The organism is Asticcacaulis currens (genome assembly GCF_028550395.1).
Taxonomy (GTDB): domain Bacteria; phylum Pseudomonadota; class Alphaproteobacteria; order Caulobacterales; family Caulobacteraceae; genus Asticcacaulis; species Asticcacaulis currens.
This window is the reverse complement of record NZ_JAQQKW010000001.1, coordinates 280,823-297,541: the sequence shown is the minus strand read 5'-3', so window position 1 is coordinate 297,541 and position 16,719 is coordinate 280,823. Positions and strand designations below refer to the sequence as shown.

Genomic DNA, 16,719 nt, shown 5'->3' with positions numbered 1-16,719 from the left:
AGACCTTGGAACCAGATGCGGCATTTTTGCCGCACCAAACCTATATTTACGAAGAAGATCAACGAAGTCTTAACCTAGACGTCGCTTTCCGCTTCAAAAATCTGTCCGCTTTTCAAGGCTTTGCGCAAGCTGTCGCGTTCCTGTTTGGTCCGTGTGAAAATTTCGACGTCAAATTCTGTCGAAGCTTCGTCACGAGCTGCCTTCAACGCACGGTCCAATGCCGTCAAACGCGCGATCGCGTTGAACGCTTTGGTCCAGCCGGCTTGCGCATCTGCGAGAGATTTGTCCTGTGCGAGGATTGGCGAGGCCGATCTGAGGGCCGCCTTTTGTATCTCGCTCAACAATGCGCCGAAACCTTGATTTTGCAGATGGCGGTTCACAACGCCTGAGTCAAGAGGGCTTGTGGAAAAACTTAACGCCACCAAAACACGAACCAGCCCCTCAAGTGCAGGGTCCCCCAGCCCATAGGATTCGAGCGCGTCTAAATGGTCGTGCATCCATTCGGGGTGATCGAGAAGTCCCTGCGCCAGGGCGGCAGCCATGGGGTCGAGGGTCTTTGACAAGGCGCGAGCGGCCTGTTGACCTTCGGGGGTGGCAATGGTCGGAGGTTCAATCAAGCGCCCCTGGGCATCGCGACGAGGATAGCGCCCGCGCATCGAACCCGCTTGAAAGCCCTGCGGCAGGCTCTGGGGCTGGCGTTGAAACAGCGCGTCATAGCGCGCCATCAGGTCCTGCCGATAGGATTCGGCGAGATCCTTGTCCTCAATTGTTGCGGCAAGCGCTCGAAGGCGCTTTCGAAAACCAGCCTTACGTTCGGGCGTGTCGAGAGGCTCTTGCTCAAATTCGCGTTTGAACAACACCTCGACGAAGGGCTGAGTTTCGCTCAGCGCTTCACGAAGCGCCAGGGCGCCTTTTTCCCGAAGGACGTCGTCAGGATCCTTCCCGCCCGTAATCAGGCACACCTTGAAGGACTTGCCAGGTTTGAGTTTTGGCAAGGCGCGATCAAGTGCGCGATTGGCCGCGCGCATCCCCGCCTTGTCGCCATCAAAGCAAAGCGTAGGCTCAGGATGGCGCCGCCACAAAATGTCTATCTGTTCTTCGGTGAGCGCTGTGCCCAAAGGGGCGACGGCAGCTATCTGTGCGCGCTGACACGCGAGGACGTCCATGTAGCCCTCGACGACAACCAGTTCCGGTCCTGTCTGGCTCGAACCCAGGATCTTAAGCGCTTTGGGCAGCCCGTATAAGAGGGCACCCTTATGAAAAAGCGGGGTTTCCGGCCCGTTGAGGTATTTAGCCTTTTCATCCGGATCGAGTGCGCGCCCCCCGAATGACACAATTTTAGAACGCGCGTCTTCGATCGGAAACATCAGCCGATTGCGAAAGCGATCATAGGGGGCCTTACCCTCGATCTCGATCAATAGCCCGCATTCGACAAGTTCGGAAACCTTAGCCCCCTTCTGCACAAGGGCGTCTTTCAACGCCGTATGCTCCTTTGGCGCGTAACCGAGACCGAAGTGCGCAACGTCCTGATCGCTGAGGCCACGCCGTTTGAGGTAATCCCGGGCGGCCTTCGCCCCAGGGGTATTGTCGTTAAGACGCGCAGCGAACCATCTTGCCGCAAGCTCCATCCAGTCGTTCAGGGATTGTCGCTTCTGCTCGGCCTGCGCGGCTTGGGGCGTTTGGACGGGTAAAGCCATGCCCGCCTCCGAGGCGAGCCGCTCCACGGCCTCCACAAAGCTGAGGCGCTCTGTCTCCTGAAGAAACGAGATGATGTCGCCATGCTTTCCAGATGAAAAGTCGTGGAAGAACCCCTTCTCGTCATTGACGTAGAAGGACGGTGTCTTTTCCTTCGAAAAAGGCGACAGGCCCACCCATTCGCGGCCATTACGGCGCAGCTTTACCGCCTTGCCAATGACCTCCGAAGGTCGCAAGCGGGATTTCAGTTCTTCCAGAAAACGATCGTCGAAGCGCACGTCTTGCTTATACCTGCCTTATACCGGGAAGGAAAAGAAAAACCGGGGGTCAGATGCCTCACAGCTGAGAGGCCCACAGAATGGGCCCGCGATACCTCTTCGATACTGAAACTCAGGGCGTTCCGGATATCCTTGCTGCCTGTGCCCATGCCTAAAGATCTGAAGACGCAATTTTGATCAAATGAAGCCTGGCCTTTGAGTGCTAAACTCACGGGCAAAGGGGAGTTTGTGATGGATGTTCTCGGAAAGGCGCTCTGGTACATTGAGACTCATTTCGAGGGTGAGTTGACGCTTGACGACGTTTCCAGGTCCTGCGGACTTTCGAAATTCCATCTCACGCCCGCATTTGGCAGCTGCTACGGGATTTCGGTGATCCACTATGTCCGTATGCGCCGATTGAGCGAGGCGGCCAAAAGACTGGCGAGGGGGGACGCCGGCATTTTGGATGTGGCGCTTCAGTTCGGATATGGTTCCCACGAGGCATTCACTCGGGCGTTCAAAGCTCAATTCGGCGTAACCCCGGAGGCAATTCAAAAGGCCGGCTCAACCGATGCCATTAAACTCATGGGGGCCCTGAAGATGAATGAAACCCTTCCTGCGGATGCCGTCGAACCGCGCATGACAGACCGTCCGGCGATCTTGCTGGTTGGCCTTAAACGCCCCTACGGCGAAGAGGCAAGCGCGCAGATTCCTGCGCAGTGGCAAGAGTTTCAACCCTTTATCGGCCACATCAGATTTCAGAGCGGCAGTGCCGCTTATGGGGTTCTGTGTCATAGTGATCAGGCCGGGCACATAGACTACTTTTCGGCCGTGGAAGTGAGTAACTATGAGAAGGACGGATCTGGGCTTGAGGTATTGCGCCTTGCGCCTCAGACCTACGCCGTTTTCAGACATTCGGGCCATGTCTCGGAGATCAGGCAAACCTGGAAAGCGATCTTTGGTAAATGGTTGCCGGCTTCGCATGTCAAACTGGCAGACGCGCCACAGTTTGAATTCTACGGAGAGACTTTCAATCCACAAACCGGCTACGGCGAAATGGAAATCTGGATACCTGTTGCGTAAAGCGCGGCGTGGTCCGGTTGAGGGCCTGTCTTTCCTGAGAGAAGCGAGGCTGCAACTCAGGGGTGAAAACGCACGGGTGCCAACCTGTGGGCTTCACAGGGCTGCCGTTACCGGTTATCGTCAGACGAACGAGGTGTCAGCCTTGCCTTCAGAAAATGAAATGGGGCTCGCGTTTACACTATAAATACCGGGGGGAGATCATGATTTTCGCAACCTTTTTGCGTAAAGCCGCATCAGGCTTGTTGTCACTGGGGCTCGCCTGCCTTCTCGCTGTGCCCGTGCGAGCGGAGACATGGATCAGGGCGGAATCGGACAACTTTTCGATCTACAGCACCGCTCCGGAAAAGACGACGCGCGAATATATCAAGAAGCTGGAAGTCTTCCGCAATTTGACAAACCTCCTCCTTGGCAGCAGCGATAGCGGGCCAAAGGTTCGCTTTGAAGTCTATCTGCTGCAAAATTCTGACGACCTTCAGCGCGTACGGCCGAGCTTCTCCAAAAGAGTCGCCGGGGTCTATTTCAATTGCGGTGAAGGCAGCAGTGCATACGGCACGGTCTCAAATGATGGGGATTCGGTGGCCGAAGAGGACGAGGGCCTGATCGTTCTGTTTCATGAGTACAGCCATTACATCATGTTTCAGCACGCCAAGTCGTACTATCCGGCGTGGTACGTCGAAGGGTTTGCCGATTACCTCGCAACCGCCTACCCCGCAAATGGCAAAATCACTCTGGGCGAACCGTCCAAAATGCGTGGCTCAACCCTGTCTGCCGACCGGTGGATAGGATTCGACAAGGTCCTCAAGCCAAGCTTCGGCTTTGCTGGCGACAAGTCAAACGATGCCTGGGAAGTCGAGAGTTTTTATGCCCAGTCATGGTTGCTGGCCCACTACATGCTGAGCGATCCGAAGCGCGCCCGGGACCTGAACACCTATTTCGCCGAAGTGGGCAAAGGTGCCGACCCGGTCGCCAGTTTCGAAGCCGCCACAGGCCTTAAGGTCAATCAGCTGGAGTCAACACTGCAGCGATATCGCCAACAGCTGTCTTTCCTCACCGTGCCCGTGCCGTCTTACCCGGACAGCCGCATTAAAGTGACGAAACTGAACTCGGCGACAAGCAGTTATTTGCTCGACCGGTCATTACTGACGACCTGCATGCAGCCTGACCAGGGTCGCGTCGTCCTGTCGCGGCTCGAAAAGGCCAAAGGTGGTTTCGTTGACGACATCGACTATCAGTTCGCCCTTACCCGTGCGCATCTGCTTTACGGCAACGCGCAGGATGCTGAGGCCATTGTTGGCCCGGTCGTCCTGAAGCATCCGGAAAGCTTGGAGGCAAACTATCTGATGGGGCGGGTTTACCAAAAGATGGCGCAGACGGCGAGCGAACAGGAACGTAACGACCTCATTGAAGCCTCGCAGGGCTTCTTCATCGCCGCTTATGAGAACAACAGGCTAAGTGCCCCTAACCTCTATTATCTGGCTCGCAGTTACGAGAACCGCCCCGATTTCCCGGACGCCAACGTATTGAACGCAGCCACCGGCGCCCATGTCCTTGCACCGGCTGTCAAAGAATACGCGATTTTTGCTGCCCAGGTGAACCTCGCAAAGGGGAACCGCTCTGAAGCCATCACGCTTCTCACGCCTTTCGTCGGAAACCCCCACGACCGGAAGTCTGCGGAGCGTTTCCAAAAGGCCATTGACGCCATCAAGGACGGGAAATCCGCCAAAGACGTCATGCAGGCCCTGAAGGAGGATTAGATTTCTCTCTGGCCGCGTCTTAAGTGACGTCTCTCGCCTTTTAGAAGGTCTTAATCCGGCGCTGGGGCGGTAATACTCAGAAGTAGGCCTGACCTGAATCTATGGCGCGGTGATAGTCGAGGCGGCGGTAAAAGGCTTCAGGGTCCTTAGGCTTTACCACCCACGACGGGTCGTGGTTCAGAAGGTCATAAAGCCGCGTCAGGGTGAAGCGTACGGCCGAGCCGCGGGCAAACAGGGGCAGGGCCGCAATTTCGGCTTCTGATAGCGGACGCTCCTTGTGATAGCCGGCGATTAAGGCGGATATCATGCCGGGAAGAGGCTGCCCGCCTGGTGTAAATCCCCAGGCGTTCAGGGCTACGGCCAGATCGTAAGCGTAAAAATCCGTGCAGGCATAATAGTAGTCGATGACGCCAGTGACCTGTCCGTCGTCATCCATCAACACATTGTCAGTGAAATAGTCCGCATGAATGGCGCCTGAGGGCAGATCAGCCGGCCAGCGTGATTTCAACCAGGCCACTTCGTCCCGGAAATCGGCCAGGACGGCCTCAGCCCTCGCTGACTGGGCGGCGCGGGGCGCGCAGCGTTCAATGAGCGCGTCCCACGAGGCTATTCCCATTTCGTTATTGCGGGTCTGGGTGAAGTCAGATCCAAAGATGTGCAGTTTGGCCAGGTATTGTCCGGCCGAGGCGGCGTGGGGTGTATCAGGATTGCGCGGCCAGCGACCGGGTAGCCATTTAATAAGGGCGCAGGGTTTGCCATTGATGCGCCCTATCGTTGTCCCGTCTCTCATCAGGGCTGGTCCGGGCGCCGGATAGCCTTTGCGATCCAGATGCAGCGTGTAGTCCATGAAATAAGGGAGGTCTTTTTCAGGTGTTGCGGCTTCAAAGAGGGTGAGGGCATAAAGCCCGGTCGTCGTTTCGACCTTGAAGTTGGTGTTCGAAACGCCTTCTTCGATGCCTTCCAGATGGACCAGTTCGCCTATATCGTAACGGCTCAAATAAGCGCGGGCCTCTTCAAGAGATACCTTGGTAAAAACGGCCATTCCTTAGTCCCGCATGATTAATCTGCCCACCTTTCGCCCGAAGGCGAGAAAAGGCAGGCCCTGCTATACGCAATGCAAAGCCCCTTCGACAATAGGCCCTCAAATTCTCACCGCCAGACCGTGAGGCCATGGCCATCACATTGACCGGCGCCAAAGCCTTGTCATATAAGGAAACGCGCCCATCTGTAAGCCGCGCTAAACCCGCCGGTGAGAATCTATCGCTTTGGATTGCCGGGTAAATCCCATAGGCGCAAAGGCGAAAACAGGAGTCTTTTTCGTGGCCAGGACCGTCTCTTCCGTGCTCGACCTTGTGGGTAACACGCCCCTGATCCGTCTTAAGCGTGCGTCGGAGGAGACCGGTTGCGAGATCTTTGGGAAGGCGGAATTCCTTAATCCTGGTCAATCAATCAAGGACCGCGCTGCGCTGTGGATTATTCGCGACGCCGAAGCGAGAGGGCTCCTCAAGCCCGGCGGTACGATTGTCGAGGGGACGGCGGGCAATACCGGCATCGGGCTTGCCATGGTTGCCAATGCCCTGGGTTATAAAGCGGTGATCGTTATTCCACGCACGCAGGCGCAGGAAAAAAAAGACGCCATCCGCATGCTGGGCGCCAAGCTCATCGAGGTTGATGCCGTCCCCTATTCAAATCCCGACAACTATGTCCGTTATTCGGGGCGTCTCGCCGAAGACCTCGCCAAGAGCGAGCCTGGCGGCGCGATCTGGGCTAACCAGTTCGATAACATCGCCAATCGTCAGGCGCACATCGACGGCACCGCCCCAGAGGTCTGGGCGCAAACAGAAGGAAAGATCGACGGGTTCATCTGTTCGGTGGGTTCAGGGGGCACCCTGGCCGGGATGGGGCTAGGCCTGCGCGCTTTTAATCCGAAGATTAAGATCGGTCTGGCTGATCCTTTTGGCGCTGCGCTATTCAGTTACTATACGACCGGCGAGTTGAAATCCGAAGGTACGTCGATCACCGAGGGGATTGGGCAGGGACGGATAACCGCCAATCTGGAGGGGTTTACGCCCGACTACACCTGTCAGGTCGCGGACGAAGAATGGTTGCCCGTTCTCTACGATCTTGACCGCCACGAGGGTCTGCTGGTCGGCGGATCCGCGGCACTTAACGTCGCCGGTGCGATAAAAATGGCGAAAGCACTTGGCCCCGGCAAGACTATTGTCACGGTCCTTTGTGACTATGGCAACCGCTATGCATCCAAGATTTTCAATCCTGAATTCCTGAAATCTAAAGGCCTGCCCATTCCGCCCTGGAGTGAGGGGTGAGGGCAGGGCGCTTAAATTCCCTGAGCGGCAAAGACCGGTCTGTCCTGGGGTTGTGCGGCGGCGTTCCCGAGATCACGGGCCTGTGCCCGCAACCAGTCCATGAAGCGCATCTGCGCCATAGAAGGCTCACGCGTCTGCGGCCAGACGAGATGGTACCCGAAGCTTATGGGCGCATCCTTCTCGTTGAACAGGCCTCTGAGGCGACCGGCGCGCAGATCGGCCTCGGCAATCGTGCGTTTCGCCAGGGCCACGCCGCGACCAGCGACAGCCGCCTCAATCACCATGTGGCTCTGGTTAAAGCGCGGACCGCGCGATGCATCGATCTCATCGGCCCCATGCGCCTTCAGCCACATGGCCCAGTCCGGATCGGACGGGTCAAGGTCGGAGGACACGTCATGCAACAAGGTATGATGGACGAGGTCCGCGGGCTTGCGGATCGGTGCGGCCTCAAAGAGCGCCGGCGAGCAGACGGGCAGGACCGCTTCCTCAAGCAAATGCTCCACATTCAGCCCATTGTAATTGCCCGTGCCGTAGCGGATGGCGAGATCAATGTCAGAGACAGCGAAATCGGTCGGGGTCATATCGGCCGACACCCAGACGTCGATGTCCGGATTAGCCGCCGAGAAGTCACCCAGACGTGGCATCAGCCATTTGGCGGCAAAGCTTGGTGCAACCGAAACGGTCACACGACCCTTTTGTTGAGTCTGACGCATGATACGCGTCGCTTCGAACATCTTTTCAAAGGCTTCTTTCAGGATAATCGACGACGCCTTACCCGCATCGCTCAGCACGACACGGCGCCCATCGCGCACGAAAAGCTCGACTCCGACATGTTCTTCCAGCAAGCGGATTTGCTGAGATACGGCGCCGGGTGTAACGAACAACTCCTCGGCGGCGTGCTTGAAACTTTCGTGGCGCGCGGCGGCTTCGAATACCCGAAGCGCCGACAGCGGCGGCAGACGGTCACGCGACATTGAAAACTATCCAATCTAAACCCTGCGCTCTATATAGCGCATCCATCGTTTAACAAATCTAATCTTTGCGTTCCGGAGACAAAAATGAGTGACGCGCACCCGTCCCCCGCTATCGAAGTCCTCGAAGCCGGTCAGGCCTGGGAAACCGATGCCGTGATCATTGGCGCGGGCCCGGTGGGCCTGTTCGCCGTGTTCGAACTGGGCCTTCTCGACATCAAAGCACATCTGATCGACATTCTCGACAAGGTGGGCGGTCAATGCGCCGAGCTTTATCCGGAAAAGCCGATCTATGACATTCCCGCGTGGCCGATCATTACCGGTCAGGAAATCACCGACCGCCTGCTGGAGCAGATCGCACCGTTCGGTGCCAAATACCATCTTGGTGAAATGGCCGTGGCCGTTGAAAAGCTCACTCAGGATGACGGCACGACCAAGTGGAAGGTGACGACCGATCAGGGCACATCGGTCATCGCGCGCTGCATCCTGATCGCCGCCGGTGGCGGGTCGTTCCAGCCGAAAAAGCCACCCATCCCCGGCATTGATGGCTTCGAAAACATCGGTGCGGGCATCGGCGTGCACTACGCCGTACGCAAGATGGAAGCCTTCCGCGGCAAACGCATCGTTATTTCAGGCGGTGGGGACTCGGCGCTCGACTGGACGCTCAACCTGCAACCGATCGCCGAACGCGTGACCCTGATGCATCGCCGCGACGACTTCCGCGCCGCACCGCACAGTGTGGCGCAGATGCGCAAGCTGGTCGAAGAGGGAAAGATGGACCTGATCATCGGTCAGGCCACAGCCTTGTCAGGTGAAACAGGCCATAAGCTGACGGGAGTCACCATCGAAGACAATGACGGCAAGGAAATCCACCTCGACGCCGATACCTTCCTGCCGTTCTTTGGTCTCACCATGAAGCTCGGCCCGGTGGCGGAATTTGGTCTTAACCTGCACGAAAATCTGATCCCGGTAGATACGGAAAAGTTTGAAACCTCGACGCCGCAAATTTTTGCCATCGGCGACATCAATTACTATCCCGGCAAGCTGAAGCTTATCCTGTCGGGCTTCCACGAAGGCGCTCTGGCGGCGCAGGCCGTCTTCCGCTACGTCTTCCCTGACAAGAAGCTGCGCTTTCAGTACACGACCTCATCATCCGACCTGCAGAAAAAGCTCGGTGTAAAGTAACGCGTTTCGTCGAACGGGTCTGTTTTGATCAGTCAGTTCAAACGGTTTGACCCCGTCCCAGAGCCAACTGGGGCGGGGTTTGTCGTCGGAGCCGTCAATATTATCCTCACGACATGGGCAAGTTGATACTCGTCTGTTGAATTAGCCGATAGAAGCAACCAAGGATCCTCTCCGTTTGCCCTTATCAGGCTCACATCTTGTCTATTGCCTCACGCGCTTCGTAATTGATCGACAAATTGGCCCACTTCCGACTCCAGTGAGCGCGCCTGACCGGCCAGTCCTTCCGACAGGCTTTGCAATTGTTCGGCAGCTGAGCCTGTCTCTTCGGTGGCAAGCGAGACTTTCGACATTTCATTCGTCACAAGTAAGGCTTCCGACGCGGCCTTTGCCGCATTGCTGGCGATATTCTGCGTAGCTGCCCCCTGCTCACCCATCGCCTGTGCAATGGCTGCGGTGCTGTCAGAGATATTATCGATCGTGGAAACTATCCGGCCGATTGATCCCACAGTTATTTCGGTGGCCGCCTGAATTTCGCTAATCTTTGCGGCGATCTCATCGGTGGCTTTAGACGTCTGATTAGCAAGCGACTTCACCTCCGTGGCAACGACGGCGAAACCTTTTCCGGCCTCTCCGGCTCTAGCCGCTTCGATCGTCGCATTGAGCGCCAGGAGGTTCGTCTGAGACGCCACCGCGCGGATGAGCTCGATTACATCGCCGATCTTTGCCGCCGATTCAGACAGGGCGACGACATTCGCACGCGTTGACTGGGCTTCAGAGGCGGCGATTTGAGCGATCGAGGCGGAGCGGGAGACTTCTTTGTTAATCTCATCAATCGATGCCGCGAGGACTTCAGAGCCCTCAGCTGCCGTTTCTACGCGCAAAGACGCAGATTGAGCGGATTGAGTGACGTGTTGGGCCGTCTGATGGGTCTGGGCGGCCGACCCGCTTAGACTTTTGACGGCCGTTGAGATGTTAGAGGCCGTGTCATTGAAGTCTTTGACCAGGCGCTGAACTTTTGAAACCAGCTCGCGCGAGAGTGCGTCGCGCTTCATGGACTGGCGAAGTTCCTCTTCCTTGGTTTCGTCCTGCGCCTTGGCAAGCTTTAAGGCTTCAGCCTCAGCCTGTTGCGCAGCGTTCAGCGCCCTCGCCGCCGCCTCGAAAGCTGTCTGCATCCGCAAGACCAGCCACACCAGAAGCCCCGTTTGGAGGATCAGAATAACCGCATGGATCAGGACGCGCGTCAGGTCAGGCTGGGTTTCAGGGAAAACCGCCGAGGGCAGCAGGTAGGTCAGTCCCAGATGGTGAACCGCCACCAGACCCGAATAGGCTATAAGCGCACGCCAGTCACACCAGCCAGCCAGGAGCGCCAGACAGGCAAAAAAGTACATGTGCATGTCGAGCTGGTAGGAATGGCCGTCAAACTCATAGACGACTAGCGCCACAATCGTAGCCAACGCCAGAGACGACGTTATGCGCGTTCGAAATCCGATTGGATCCGTTTTCCAGAACACAGTGACAACCGTGTTCAGGAGGACCGAAACCGTCACCGGCACAAGGCCCGTTGCCCCCGCACCGAAGGCAAACGGTATGATGGCTAATAGAGCGCAGTTCAGCCACAAAAAGCCTATGAGCGCCTTTGAAAAAGCGTGTTGAACACTTTTAAGTTCGATCATGACGGCTTAACTCCACAGCCCGCTAGAAGGCGCGGGTTAAAAACGAAAAGAGCACCTTGCGCACTTAGATTGCGCGAAAAGGCAGGGTCACCAGACCGGGCGATTATGAGTGCACCGCTATAGGAACTTGAAACCAGATACCCGCCCGCACGCGCGACGATTTCCGCAGCAGAGCGATGTTGCCAGGGCGCTGAGACAACAGCGACCGGCTCATCTTGTCGTGGGCTTAGGTAAACGAGCCAAAGGAGAAGGAGGCAAAAGATTGCCACCACCGAAACGGTGATCAAATCTGTCAGGGTCGCCTTTTCGCCATGAGCGATTTTTTGTGGCATATGGTTACCCAAGGGTTACTCTTTACTCATCCGGACATTAGCGTTCGCGTCTTAATTCCAGCTTAATGGATTGATCTCGTGCAGGTATTGCCCCTGTGGGAGCTGGCATTGGTTACAGGGACGGGTTTTAAAAAACTGTCGTCAAATCACAGCAAAGTGCCGCTGATGAGACCTTTTGCTTTCGTTTTGATGTCGCTTTTTTTGACGCTTTCGGCGGTGCAGGCGCGTGCACAGGAGGATTGGGCAGATACCGAGATTGTTGTTCGTGCCAAGGCGGCAGTCGGTCCGGCCTTGTGGCGGGTATCGGACGACGACAGCCAAGTCATCATTATTGGTGTCCTGCCGGTGTTTCCCAAGAAGCAGCCCTGGAAGACGACTCGCATCGAGAATGCATTGAGCGGTGCCAATGGTCTGATTACACCACCCGACAACACCACGGGCCCCGCCGATCTCTGGTCCTTGATGCGGAACAAAAGTTTGCCGGAAGGCGCCAGGCTGATAGAGGCTCTGCCAAGCGATCTCTATGCCCGCTATGAAGCCACAGCGCGTCGGGCGGGTGTGTCGACCAAGGATTTTGTTAAAGACAAACCGGTCTGGGCCGGGGCGCGTTTGCGCCGTGAGGTGCTACGTAAATATGGCCTGAGCGAAGACGAGCCTGTGACAACGATCAAGCGGCTGGCGCGTAGTGCCAGGGTGCCGGCACGTGCAGCCGGTCGGTACGACAGCGGCCCTTTGTTTAAGGCAGTCAATGCTATGAGCGAAGAGGCGGGAGAAGCCTGCCTTCGCTATACGCTGGACGATATCGATTTTGATATGGATCGTGCACCGCGCGCTGCGCAAGCCTGGACGGTAGGGGATATCTCAACACTTCGCAGCCTTTATCAGGGTTCAGTCCTGATGAAATGCTTGTCGGGATCTCCCACCGCTACCGCGACACTGAACCGCAGTATTACCGACTCCGTGAGCGCTGTCTCTGAAGCCCTGAGTAAACCCGGCAAGACGGTGGCCGTATTGCCCTTAGGCCAGTTGTTACGCAAAGGCGGCGTGCTCGAAAAGCTGCGGGCGAAAGGCTACCGGGTCTCAGCACCTCAGGATTGATGTCGAGCCAAAAAGCACGAGCGCTCGCAGGCCTAAATCCACTCGATAGAGGCAGGATCTAGTACTCAGCCAAGACCGAAATGGTCGACTCCGTTCTGAACGCCTTCAAACGCGCGTTAACTGCGTTTCCTAAATCTGCGATAAAGATTTTGGCGCATAACGCCATTCTGTAATGGAGTGGTAGTCGTGTGGACGTTGCGCGTAAATGAGGCCAGTCTCAGTGACAAGGTATCGGTCAAGACGCTTTCTAAGGCTCAATTAATTCTAGTGTTCGGTACAAGGCGTGCCTTTGAAGAGGACCTTCCGGGTGAAGAGGGTCACCTCAGTCTTTTGCGTAAGGCGGCCCCACAGGCGATCATTACCGGGACCACCACGGGTACGGCCATTGAAGGGAGGTCGCTCAACGAGGCGGGCTGGAGCGGCATTGCTTTGTCCTTTGAAAAAGTGCGCATAAGGCATGCTTCAGTCAAATTACAGACGAAAGCCCAGTCTTACGAGGCGGGGAAGGATCTAGCGAAATCGCTCTGCGCACCCGATCTGCGCTACCTTCTCCTCTTAAGCCCCGGCCTTGATGTCGATGGCTCCGCCCTGATCGATGCTGTCTCAGAAGGGGTGGGGGAGAATGTTATCATCACAGGCGGGCTGGCCGGTGACGGCGCCGCGTTTGAAAAGACCTACGTTCTTAACGCTGACAGCGTCTCGTCTAAAGACATTGTGGCCGTAGCCCTTTACGGCGAGGCCTTAAGAGTGGGGGCTGCGACCGGCGGCGGGTGGAAGGCGTTCGGTCCTGAGCGAGAGGTAACAAGCGCTGTCGGCACCGTCCTCAAAACACTTGATGATGGTCCAGCGCTTGATCTTTACGAAACCTACCTTGGGGAAGAAGCCGCCCAACTCCCCGCTTCCGCACTCATGTTTCCGCTGAAGATCCATGATCCTGATCACCCCACACGTGAGGTCGTCAGAACGGTCCTGAGTATAGACAGATCCGCCAAAACACTCACTTTTGCCGGAAGTATCCCGCAGAACTGGCCCGCGCGCCTGATGAGAGGGCAACCGGACCATCTCGTTTCAGGTGCAGAGGCGGCGATTGACCGTGCGCTATCGCATCTGAGGATCCATGACCCTGATCTGGAGCCGCAACTATGCCTTACCGTCTCCTGTGTTGGACGCCGCCTCTTGATGGGCCAGCGAACCCTTGATGAGGTTGAGGCGGTTGGGCAACGTCTGGACGCGGATACGGTGCAGTTTGGCTTTTATTCCTATGGCGAAATAGCGCCCTACCCTGACTATTCGACCGCCGGCCTGCACAATCAGACCATGTGCCTTACCCTTCTTTCGGAGGTCGTATGATGCACAGATTGCTTGATCGACAACTTCAGAAGGCGACCGATAAAACGGGTTCTTTAGATCTCAATGTGCTCCTTGATCTCGTAAGCCTTGCCTATAGCGAATATGAGCTTGATAGCCGACGGCTTGATCGGGCCACGCAGTTGATGACCGATGAGCTTGAAATGGCTAACGAAAAGCTGCGCCAGAGCTTGCGGGATTTACGGGAAAACGGGCTACGTTTTCAGGCGACGATAGAGACATTGCCACACGGAATATGTCTTTATGACAAAGACGGACGCATTTTGGAGTATAACCGAGCGTATCTGTCTTTCTTTGAAATCAAGGGGTTTGGCGATGCGAGAGGGCTCACGCTTGTTCAGACGCTTGAAGCCGCCGGCCAGCGCGTAAGCGCCAGTCACGATCGCCTGATGCTGATTTTGGAATATCTGGCTATACCCCAAACTGGACACAACGAAGCTGAGCATATCTGGCCGTCAGGGCGCACGGTGCGGGTATCACGCACGGGTGTGGAAGGTGGCGGCTATCTCGATGTCATTGCTGATATCACCGAGTCGCACCTGGCACGGGCGACGATTGAACGCATGGCCAATTTCGACTCTCTCACAGGTCTAGCCAATCGCAATCTCTTCAAGAAGCGCCTCGCAGACCTGGTCGTGCGTGCAAGCACCAAGTCCATGGCCGCTATACTTTGTCTCGACCTCGATCGGTTTAAGGCGGTGAACGACCTTTATGGCCACGCCACGGGTGATGCGCTTTTAGCGAAGGTGGCGCGCAGGCTCGTTGACGTATTGCGGCCGGGTGATCTGGCGGCACGTTTAGGCGGAGATGAGTTCGCGGTTCTTATGGAGAAAATAAACCTTCATCAAGACGCTCATCGGGTGGCTAAGCGACTGGTAAGCCACCTCAGCGCCCCCTATGAGCTTGATGGGCTTGAGATAACTATTGGGGCGAGCGTTGGGATTGAGTTTATCGATAATCCCGATGCGGCGCCGATTGATCTTATGCGCCACGCCGATCAGGCCTTATACGCGGCTAAGAAAGGCGGTCGGAATGACATTGCCGTCTACGACGCACAACTTCATGAGAGGTATCTGCACCGGCAGAAAATTGAGGCTGATCTTCGCAAGGCAACCGCCGGGCGTGAGTTCTTCCTGGTTTACCAGCCGATTTACTGCGTGAAGTCGGGGCGTGTTTGCGGTTACGAGGCGCTTTTAAGATGGCAATCGCCAGCCCGTGGCATCGTTTCTCCCGCCGATTTTATTCCTGTCGCTGAAGAAACGGGCATTATTGAGGAGATCGGGGCATGGGTCATCCACAAGGCCTGTAAGGATTCGGTGTCCCTTCCTGAGGACACAACGATTGCGGTAAATGTCTCTCCGGTCCAGTTCCGATCCCGCTCTTTAGTCAGCGTCGTGTCGCGTGCCCTGCAAGAGTCTGGTCTTAACCCCAGACGGCTTGAGATCGAGATAACCGAAGGCGTTATGATAGGCGATACAGGTCAGGCTCTCGAGGTTTTGCGAGCCCTGAAAGCTTTAGGGGTGCGCATCTCACTTGATGACTTTGGGACAGGCTACTCCTCCTTCAACTACATCCGCGCGTTTCCGTTCGATAAGATAAAGATCGATCAGTCTTTCGTGCGAGATCTCGGCCAAAGGTCGGAATGTTTGGCGATAATTCGGGCTGTTTCAGGCATGTGTTCCAGTCTTGGTATAGTTTCAACCGCAGAAGGGGTTGAGACGGAGCAACAGTTTGAGATCCTCAAGACGGAACACTGCGACACCATGCAAGGCTATCTGTTCGGAAGGCCTGCCGCCTTAACGGAGCTTAACGCATTCGAGACAAAAACCGTGCCGGCAAAAGTGGCCTAACCCAAGGCCCGTCACCCTTATACGCGTGGTATGGTCAGCGGGCGTATGGGTAGGAGCCATAGCGAGGCCGCATGACGCAACTTAACGAATGCCGAGCCGGTTTAGTCGCTCAACCGCCTCGACCACGGTCGTTTGCCCGAGTAAGACGTCCTCAACCTGGCTAATTACCGTATCACTGATCTCAAAGCGGGTGCGTGGACCTGGGTTGATGCCCTTATAATGGGAGAGAAGCCAGGACACGCATTGAGCCGGAGTGATCGCGTCGTCTAAAAGCTCCTGAAAGGCGCTCATTACCGTATCGGGGACGTAGAGCATCAAAAACCTCCAAACAAGACTAATACGAAACGATCGTCTGTGAGTTCACTTACCGGCCGTGGCCGCGTTCGTTATTAAGGCGTGGTTTGCGCCGGGCTCTCAGCACTATGGAGTTCGTTGAGAAGCCTCGTCATCTCTATGAGGCGGGCTGCATAGTCTGAAAGCTCATCTGCGGCGCTTAGAATTTCAGTTGCCGATCTCGAATCCGCCGATCTTGCAAGGTCTTCTAGCTTGCTGATCTCCCGCAACAGCTCCCCTAAAGCCCGTGTCATGGTGTTAAGTCGTGCCCCGATCAGAGGCTTGATCTGCTCTAAGGGTATTTTCTTTATTTCGGCCGCTACGTCAGCTTGTGACCAAAATGACGGATGAAGTAATAGGGGCGCCTCCTGATCGTGAGACGGGCCGTCTTTCGCCGCAACCCAATCCTGGCTTCCGATCATCTCCCCCTCCTTGCTCTTCCCTATCCCCATAATGGGGTGGGTAGGTCCGCAGACTGCGTCCTTTTCGGTGACTGGCTGCAAATCTAACCGGTGTCCTGCCTCGGAATCCGTGTCTGAAGAACGCTTCGCTTCCTGATAAGATCATGTATTTTCGGTAAAAAAACAGGTACCGTCTCTAACGCCACCCATTTGAAATTACATTGTTATCATTTTTGGTAAACTTGTGGTTAATTGAAATGCAATCTATGGAACAATTCACTCACAGATCGGGGAGTGGAAGAAGGGGCGATTGACAATTGACCGAATCGAAATATCGTCGTTATGCATCAATTTTCCGATGCGCTACCGGTTCCGACGCAGTCAGTTTGACC

13 protein-coding genes are annotated in these 16,719 nt (G+C 56.1%); 7 read left to right on the top strand and 6 right to left on the bottom strand.

Annotated elements, in window-relative coordinates; genetic code table 11:
- Positions 1 to 74 precede the first annotated feature (74 nt).
- Positions 75 to 1,973, bottom strand: coding sequence for a DNA primase (gene dnaG, locus PQU94_RS01220; protein WP_272739679.1), 1,899 nt, complete (start codon positions 1,971 to 1,973; stop codon positions 75 to 77).
- 231 nt (positions 1,974 to 2,204) lie between these two features.
- Here dnaG and PQU94_RS01215 point away from each other — a divergent pair, with 231 nt between their 5' ends.
- Positions 2,205 to 3,035 (top strand): AraC family transcriptional regulator, encoded by an 831-nt coding sequence (locus PQU94_RS01215; protein ID WP_272739678.1) that lies wholly within the window; start codon positions 2,205 to 2,207, stop codon positions 3,033 to 3,035.
- Positions 3,036 to 3,235: 200 nt separating this feature from the next.
- Positions 3,236 to 4,789 carry a tetratricopeptide repeat protein gene (locus PQU94_RS01210; RefSeq protein WP_272739677.1) on the top strand — a complete coding sequence of 518 codons (1,554 nt, stop codon included), beginning with the start codon at positions 3,236 to 3,238 and terminating at the stop codon, positions 4,787 to 4,789.
- Positions 4,790 to 4,865: 76 nt separating this feature from the next.
- Here PQU94_RS01210 and thrB read toward each other — a convergent pair whose 3' ends face one another.
- On the bottom strand, positions 4,866 to 5,831 hold the full coding sequence (thrB, locus tag PQU94_RS01205; RefSeq protein ID WP_272739676.1) for a homoserine kinase: 966 nt from the start codon (positions 5,829 to 5,831) through the stop codon (positions 4,866 to 4,868).
- A 277-nt stretch (positions 5,832 to 6,108) separates the two neighbouring features.
- On the opposite strand from thrB, the gene PQU94_RS01200 reads away from it, so the two are divergent.
- A complete protein-coding gene (locus PQU94_RS01200) occupies positions 6,109 to 7,116 on the top strand; it encodes a cysteine synthase A (RefSeq protein ID WP_272739675.1) in 1,008 nt (335 codons plus the stop codon).
- A gap of 11 nt (positions 7,117 to 7,127) precedes the next feature.
- On the opposite strand, the gene gcvA is transcribed toward PQU94_RS01200, so the two are convergent.
- Positions 7,128 to 8,090 (bottom strand): transcriptional regulator GcvA, encoded by a 963-nt coding sequence (gene gcvA / locus PQU94_RS01195; RefSeq protein WP_272739674.1) that lies wholly within the window; start codon positions 8,088 to 8,090, stop codon positions 7,128 to 7,130.
- 84 nt (positions 8,091 to 8,174) lie between these two features.
- On the opposite strand from gcvA, the gene PQU94_RS01190 reads away from it, so the two are divergent.
- Positions 8,175 to 9,272, top strand: a complete 1,098-nt coding sequence (locus PQU94_RS01190; RefSeq protein WP_272739673.1) for an NAD(P)/FAD-dependent oxidoreductase — start codon at positions 8,175 to 8,177, stop codon at positions 9,270 to 9,272.
- 209 nt (positions 9,273 to 9,481) lie between these two features.
- On the opposite strand, the gene PQU94_RS01185 is transcribed toward PQU94_RS01190, so the two are convergent.
- Positions 9,482 to 10,945, bottom strand: a complete 1,464-nt coding sequence (locus tag PQU94_RS01185) for a methyl-accepting chemotaxis protein (protein WP_272739672.1) — start codon at positions 10,943 to 10,945, stop codon at positions 9,482 to 9,484.
- 410 nt (positions 10,946 to 11,355) lie between these two features.
- Here PQU94_RS01185 and PQU94_RS01180 point away from each other — a divergent pair, with 410 nt between their 5' ends.
- The 3 genes from PQU94_RS01180 to PQU94_RS01170 all read left to right on the top strand — a co-directional run bounded on the left by PQU94_RS01180 (position 11,356) and on the right by PQU94_RS01170 (position 15,593).
- The gene (locus PQU94_RS01180) at positions 11,356 to 12,375 is read left to right on the top strand and encodes a TraB/GumN family protein (protein ID WP_272739671.1); all 1,020 of its coding nucleotides are present in this window, start codon (positions 11,356 to 11,358) and stop codon (positions 12,373 to 12,375) included.
- Between the two features lie 186 nt (positions 12,376 to 12,561).
- Complete coding sequence (locus tag PQU94_RS01175; protein WP_272739670.1) at positions 12,562 to 13,725, top strand: FIST signal transduction protein; 1,164 nt, start codon at positions 12,562 to 12,564, stop codon at positions 13,723 to 13,725.
- Complete coding sequence (locus tag PQU94_RS01170; protein WP_272739669.1) at positions 13,722 to 15,593, top strand: putative bifunctional diguanylate cyclase/phosphodiesterase; 1,872 nt, start codon at positions 13,722 to 13,724, stop codon at positions 15,591 to 15,593. Before PQU94_RS01175 ends, PQU94_RS01170 begins: the two co-directional genes overlap by 4 nt.
- Positions 15,594 to 15,674: 81 nt before the next feature.
- Here PQU94_RS01170 and PQU94_RS01165 read toward each other — a convergent pair whose 3' ends face one another.
- Together PQU94_RS01165 and PQU94_RS01160 are read right to left on the bottom strand one after the other, a co-directional pair.
- Entirely contained in the window at positions 15,675 to 15,908 is a 234-nt protein-coding gene (locus PQU94_RS01165; RefSeq protein WP_272739668.1) for a hypothetical protein, read from the bottom strand.
- Between the two features lie 74 nt (positions 15,909 to 15,982).
- The gene (locus tag PQU94_RS01160) at positions 15,983 to 16,348 is read right to left on the bottom strand and encodes a hypothetical protein (RefSeq protein WP_272739667.1); all 366 of its coding nucleotides are present in this window, start codon (positions 16,346 to 16,348) and stop codon (positions 15,983 to 15,985) included.
- Positions 16,349 to 16,719 lie beyond the last annotated feature (371 nt).